Genomic DNA, 6,269 nt, shown 5'->3' on the forward strand with positions numbered 1-6,269 from the left:
AAGTATTTCTGCCGAAGGCGCAATCAGCGGGACATTTCATGCAGATTTTCCCGTAACGATATATCCCCTATTTTGGAGGTCATTATGACAATCAAGCTTTCAAAGCGTCTGTTTTTGGCGGCCGCCATTCTGTGTGTCCTGCTGCGCTGCGCGCTCAAATTTATATCCATCGATCCCGCGACTGGATACTATGAGGGATATGCCGCGCTCGTCCTTCTGTTCAACGTGCTGTTGGCTGTATCGGCTTTCGCGCTGATCGCATTGCCCCTGCTGCAAAAAGCATCAGGCGGTTATTCGATTCGCTTGGGCGGCGCCACACGTCTGTTTTCTGCGCTTTCCGGCGCGGCGCTGCTCCTGTTCACGGCTGGGCGCATCCTGGCCGCGGTCAAGGAAATCGCCTTTGTCTCCGGTGCGCCGCTCTCCTTCCTGCTTTCGACGCTCGGCGTTTTTGTGTTCATGGGGATCGTGCCCGCGCTTTCCGGCGGCATCCTGATCGCGGCCGGCCTGCGCGCGCGCGGCCAGTCCGGCGCCGCCGGCATGAACGGTTGGCTGCTGCTCGTTCCGCTTGTTTGGCAGGTTGCGCAGCTGCTTGTCACATTCATGGATTTTACAGCCGTCCGCCATGTCTCCGACCAGATGCTCGCCGTCATGTCGATGGTGCTTGGAGCGCCTTTCTTTCTCGCGCATGGGCGCATTCTCTCCGGAATCGGGCACGATAAAGGCGCGCGCCAGATGGCCGCGTTCGGCCTGTCGTTCGCGCTTTTGTCGCTGACGCTTTCAATTCCGTCGATCGCTGCGTCTCTGTCCGGGCGCGCTTTCCCCTTCGGCCTGCCGCTGACCGGCTCGATTCTTTATCTCTGCCTGGGCTTGTATGCCGCGTTCCTGGGGCTTTCCATCCGGCAAAAGGCCGCACACGCCGCCGGAGAAGCAAACTGAAATAACTGAGCTATCACTTTTTCTGTTTCACCTTCGACAAGCGAAATAAAAAAACAGGACTAAATCAGTGATCGCCTTGCTATTAAAGGCTTTTCTGATTTAGTCCTATTTTAATCAATGAAATTTGAGCAGGATTTTCTTTTGGTTGGCAGCTGCCCTCCCCGCCGAGCGCGCCCTCTGACGAACTATAAAGTTGGTAAATGGAATCATTATGTGTTCATTTCCTCATGGTACATCCGAGAATAATACTGTTGATATTCTCCTGATGTTACACGGCGCAACCATTCCATATGCGAGAGATACCATTGGATGGTTTCATGAATTCCTTGTTCAAAAGTATACGCTGGTTTCCAATTCAGTTCTGAAGTGATTTTGGTATTATCAATCGCATACCGACGATCATGCCCCAGACGATCCGCCACATGTTGAATCAGATCGTCCGTTTTGCCGAGTTCATGAAGAATCAGTTTCACAATTTCAATATTGGCCTTTTCATTGTTACCGCCGATATTATAAATTTCCCCATTATGACCATTTTTCAAGACCGTCATAATTGCAGAACAATGATCCCTGACATGAAGCCAATCTCGAATCTGCATCCCATCTCCATAGACTGGCAGAGGCAAATTTTTTGTACAGTTATAAATCATAAGAGGAATCAATTTTTCAGGAAACTGATAAGGCCCATAGTTATTGGAACAGCGCGTGATATTCACCGGAAGGCCGAATGTTTCATAATAAGCACGAACAAACAGATCTGCACTTGCCTTGGATGCAGAATAGGGACTGTTTGGAGCCAGCGGGGTTGATTCGGTAAACAAGCCGGTTTTTCCCAAAGCTCCATACACTTCGTCTGTAGACACTTGCAAATACTTCACACCAGGCCGGTATTCCGTACAACGCTTGTCCGCCGGACGAAGGCTCCAGTGCCGTTTGGCAACTTCCAAAAGCGCCTGCGTTCCTAAGATATTAGTCGTCAAAAATACCTGCGGTTCCACGATACTGCGGTCAACATGGCTTTCCGCAGCGAAATGCACCACTGTGTCAAATTGATAAGTTGCAAAGAGCTCCTCGATCAGTTGTCCGTCCCGCACATCGCCTTTTACAAACCGATATCGGGGATCTTTCTCCACATCGCGGAGATTTTCCAAATTTCCGGCATAGGTCAACAGATCCAAATTAACGATCAACAATTCTTGTTGATCGTTATCCAATATATATTGGATAAAATTTGAACCAATAAAACCAGCGCCGCCGGTCACCAGAATATTTTTCATTGTTCTTCCTCCGCTCGGCTGATGATATACTGTCCATATTCTGTCATCTTCATCTGTTCGCCCAACCGACGAAACTGTTCCCGCGTAATAAATCCTCTCCGCCACGCAATTTCTTCCACACAGGATATATAAAATCCCTGCATATCCTGCACAGTCTGCACAAATTCCGCCGCTTTCAGCATTCCTTTGGGGGATCCAGTATCCAGCCAGGCCATTCCGCGCCCCATCAGCGTGACATGGAGCCTTCCCTGCCGCAGATAGCTATTGTTCACCGCTGTAATCTCCAACTCACCCCGTGAGGAGGGCTGCACGTTCTTGGCAATTTCCACCACACTGGCGTCGTAAAAATACAGACCGGGAACCGCATAATTGGATTTGGGATGCTGCGGCTTTTCCTCAATGGAAAGCACCCGGTTGTCTTCATCAAATTCCACAACCCCAAATTCTGTGGGATTCGCCACCGGATATCCGAAGATTACCGCACCACCGCTCTGCACCTGCCGCTGTGCCCGCTCCAGAATGGAGCTGAATCCCTGGCCATAAAACACGTTGTCCCCCAACACCAGACAGACGCAGTCGTCGCCGATAAATGTCTCTCCCAGCAAGAAAGCGTCTGCCAATCCACGCGGAGTCTCCTGAACCCGGTATTCCAGCCGAATCCCCAAATCGGAACCATCTCCCAGAAGGCGCTGATAGTTGGGTGTATCCTCCGGAGTGGAGATCAGCAGGATCTCCCGAATCCCCGCCAGCAAAAGCGCGGACAGCGGATAATAGATCAGCGGCTTGTCATAAATGGGAAGAAGCTGCTTGGATACCGACTTAGTGCTGGGATACAGGCGGGTTCCTTTGCCTCCCGCTAGAACGATCCCTTTCATATGATCCCTCCCGTATTTAAATGGAAAAGAGAATGACCCCCAGAATGATCACCAGCATACCAATGATCTTCTTCTTTGATATATGCTCCTTCAGGAGCACATAGCTCAATATGGACACAAACACATATCCCATGGATTCGATCACCGGAGACCAGGACAGCGGTACATATTTTAAAGCCAGCACATTCACGAATGTCACGGCAAAAAACAGCCCGTATGCAAAGATTACCCGGAAGTTCATATATTCCCGGAGCTTACTGGAAAACTGCTGTGAGGATGACTTTTTGAGCAGAATCTGAGAAAAGGAGGAAAGCGCCACCCCCGCCAGCATTACCCCCGCATACAGCGTCATCTTATCCATCAGAACTCACCACAATATAAACACCTGCAAATACGACCAGCGCCCCCACGATCATGTTCCAGGAGATCGCCTCATGAAACAGCAGGCTTCCCCAAATCATTCCCCAAACGATCAGCACCGATTTGTTCGCAAATGCTGTTATCAGAGAGAAGCGTTTCAGCGCCTGCTGCCATATGATTGCGTACCCAAGCAGCACCAAAACGGAGCCTCCATACAGCAGGAGAAACCCCAACGATAAAAACTGCGTCTGTGCGGCAAGCTTGGAGAGGATGCCTGAACAGGAGTACAACAGAAAGCAGCCATGCAAAAACATCAGATCACGTGCTCTGTCCGCCGTCATGCTTCGTCCCTCTTTTCCTGCCCGTCCATGGGGCTATCGGTCTTCTTTATATTTTTTTAGGCATATGGTGTCAAAGGTGTCCCACTTGAGGCGGTCAATACATTCAAACCATTTGTCCTCCTGTTCTTCCATGAATTCCAGCTTGCCATAAAACTCCTCCGTGATCTGATCCCGGGGGATCACCACTACGCCGGTGTCGTCGCATACGCCGACTGCGCCGTCATAATATGCCTTCTGCTGCGCCACAATCCGTTTCGTCTCCTCATCCGCCGTGACCTGCGTATTAAAGCATCCAACCGGATTCACGCCTTGTGCCCATACCGGATATTTTTGCTTGATGATATCGTTTGCATCCCGCACATTTCCCAACACCACCACAGCTACTGCGCCACGGTAGAGCGTTATAAATTTCGTCACAACCTCTCCCACCAGAGCGCGTTTGTTGACATTGATCCCGTCGATGACGACAATCTCTCCCGGACGGATGTCCCTGGCCTGCTCATGAATCGGCCAGTTGCTTTCCTGACATCCGTATATATAGCGGATCCGGCCTGCCTGGAACATACCGCTGTTCATCGCGTACACACCTTCGATCACACCGGTTTTTCCCAAGCAGTCCGCCACCTCCGTGGTTGAAACCCGGTTGGTTCGGATATACTGCACAATCTTTTCCAGCCACTCCTCATACATCCCTGATTCCTCCTTGTTCTTCATTCACATTAACAGCCTCCCGAATCACATACTGGGGAGATTTGTTGAGACAGATATAAATGCGTCCGATGTACTCTCCGATCATTCCAAGCATCAGCATCAGCATTCCTCCCAAAAACAGCAGCACCGCCATCAGGGAGCTGTAACCGGCCGGCACGGTCGGATATAAAATTTTATGAATGATTGTATAGACCCCGTATGCAATTCCGCCCACTGAAATCACCGCGCCCGCCAGTACGGATAGCCGCAGAGGCTTCACCGAAAACGCTGTAAAGCCATTCATCCACAGGGAGAGAAGCTTCTTCACACTGTACCCCGATTTCCCTTCCATCCGCTTTTTCTGGGTCACCGGTACATTTGTCACATTCTTCGTGCACCGAAACACCAGTCCTCCGATATAGGGATAGGCGTTTTCATATCGGATCATCTCGGTCATCACATACCGCCTCATGGCATAATAGCTGTTGGCCTGGAGAGAATGCGGCTTTCCAATCATCACTTCCGTCATCCAGGCGTTCACCTGACTGCCGAACCTTCGGAACGCATTTTGCTTTTTTTCGGCGTAGGAAGCAAATACGGCGTCATAGCCTTCTTCCAGCTTGTCAATCAGGCGAAACGCCTCATTCGCGGGCGTCTGCCCGTCGTCGTCCAGCGATACGATGTAGTCTCCCGCGCACTGCCTGTATCCGGCCATCAGCGCCGCATGCTGCCCGAAATTCCGGGTGAATTCGATTCCCTTGATCCGCCGGTCCTGCGCCGCCAAAGATTTGATAACGTCAAACACCCCGTCGGGCGAATGATCGCTCACCAGAACAATCTCGTATTCCAATTCCGGACGCTGCGCCATAGTCGCCCCGATTTCCTCCACCACTGCCGTGATGGTGTGCTCTGAACGGTAGCAGGGGATCACAAAAGATATCTTTGTCACTTCCGCCTCTGTTCCTCCTATCTGGCGGCCGGATACAACCTCTCCGCATTTTCACGGAACAGGGCCGCCTTTTGTATATCATTTAAGCCTGCCTCGTCCGCCAGCGCCAATCCGTTTTCCACCGCTTTGGCGGGAAGAAAATCCGGATAATCCGATCCAAACAGCGTGCGTGAAGCATTGAATTTCAACAGCTGCACCATATCTGCATGTGTGGAAGCACCATACAGATAGCAGCAGGAAAGAGAAATATCATAAAAAATATTGGGCAATGTACGGGTGCAAAGCATACACTCCAGCAAACGGCTCCCGCCGGCATGCGCCAGGACAAAATTGGTTTGTGGAAAACGCTGTGCCAATTCGATTCCCAATTCCATACCAATGTGATTTTCCAGATGATGACCATAGGCAAAACAGTCAATAATAACTGTTCTGCATTGCAACAACGCCAGATAGTCGCAGATAAGCGGGAAATCAGCCCTCTGAATATCCGTAATGCGCGGATGCAATTTTACAAACAGAGGCATCCCGCTTCGGGCACAGTTTTCGAAAAAAGCCAGTGGCGAATCATCCCGTACATTCAATATAGCCGCTATGCGAAATTGATCGGAATGTTTTTGAAAAAAAGAAAAATCCTGTTCAAAAAGCTGTTTTTCCTCTGCGCGGTTTAAAATCAGCATTGCCTTTGTTATACCGCTCTGTGCCATCCTATCGCACAAGTCCTGCCTGGGATTGGAGGCATTCAGACTAAAATGCATGTGCGCATCAAATATCTCATTCATCCGATGTTCCTCCTTGCCGCCAGACAAAGGAAAAACACCACTGTGCGCAACAAAAAATTACA

General features: G+C 50.3%; 8 protein-coding genes. 1 reads left to right on the top strand and 7 read right to left on the bottom strand.

What is annotated here, in order from left to right; translation table 11 throughout:
• Window positions 1-84 precede the first annotated feature (84 nt).
• A complete protein-coding gene (locus tag FMM72_RS00110) occupies window positions 85-936 on the top strand; it encodes a hypothetical protein (protein WP_162220162.1) in 852 nt (283 codons plus the stop codon).
• A 209-nt stretch (window positions 937-1,145) separates the two neighbouring features.
• Here FMM72_RS00110 and rfbB read toward each other — a convergent pair whose 3' ends face one another.
• The 7 genes from rfbB to FMM72_RS00145 are packed head-to-tail and all read right to left on the bottom strand — an operon-like array spanning window position 1,146 to window position 6,207.
• Window positions 1,146-2,213: a dTDP-glucose 4,6-dehydratase gene (rfbB, locus tag FMM72_RS00115; RefSeq protein ID WP_162220163.1), complete on the bottom strand. Its 1,068-nt coding sequence runs from the start codon at window positions 2,211-2,213 to the stop codon at window positions 1,146-1,148.
• Window positions 2,210-3,088, bottom strand: a complete 879-nt coding sequence (gene rfbA / locus FMM72_RS00120) for a glucose-1-phosphate thymidylyltransferase RfbA (protein WP_162220164.1) — start codon at window positions 3,086-3,088, stop codon at window positions 2,210-2,212. The genes rfbB and rfbA overlap by 4 nt, the downstream gene beginning before the upstream one ends.
• 16 nt (window positions 3,089-3,104) lie before the next feature.
• Entirely contained in the window at window positions 3,105-3,449 is a 345-nt protein-coding gene (locus FMM72_RS00125) for an EamA family transporter (protein ID WP_162220165.1), read from the bottom strand.
• Entirely contained in the window at window positions 3,442-3,789 is a 348-nt protein-coding gene (locus FMM72_RS00130; protein ID WP_207710289.1) for a transporter, read from the bottom strand. The genes FMM72_RS00125 and FMM72_RS00130 overlap by 8 nt, the downstream gene beginning before the upstream one ends.
• 33 nt (window positions 3,790-3,822) lie before the next feature.
• The gene (locus FMM72_RS00135) at window positions 3,823-4,503 is read right to left on the bottom strand and encodes an RraA family protein (RefSeq protein ID WP_243157681.1); all 681 of its coding nucleotides are present in this window, start codon (window positions 4,501-4,503) and stop codon (window positions 3,823-3,825) included.
• Window positions 4,472-5,428: a glycosyltransferase family 2 protein gene (locus FMM72_RS00140; protein WP_162220166.1), complete on the bottom strand. Its 957-nt coding sequence runs from the start codon at window positions 5,426-5,428 to the stop codon at window positions 4,472-4,474. Before FMM72_RS00140 ends, FMM72_RS00135 begins: the two co-directional genes overlap by 32 nt.
• A gap of 17 nt (window positions 5,429-5,445) precedes the next feature.
• Window positions 5,446-6,207: an amidohydrolase family protein gene (locus FMM72_RS00145; protein ID WP_162220167.1), complete on the bottom strand. Its 762-nt coding sequence runs from the start codon at window positions 6,205-6,207 to the stop codon at window positions 5,446-5,448.
• Between the last annotated feature and the right edge of the window lie 62 nt (window positions 6,208-6,269).

Source organism: Anaerotruncus colihominis, assembly GCF_010206195.1.
Lineage (GTDB): Bacteria > Bacillota > Clostridia > Oscillospirales > Ruminococcaceae > Anaerotruncus > Anaerotruncus colihominis_A.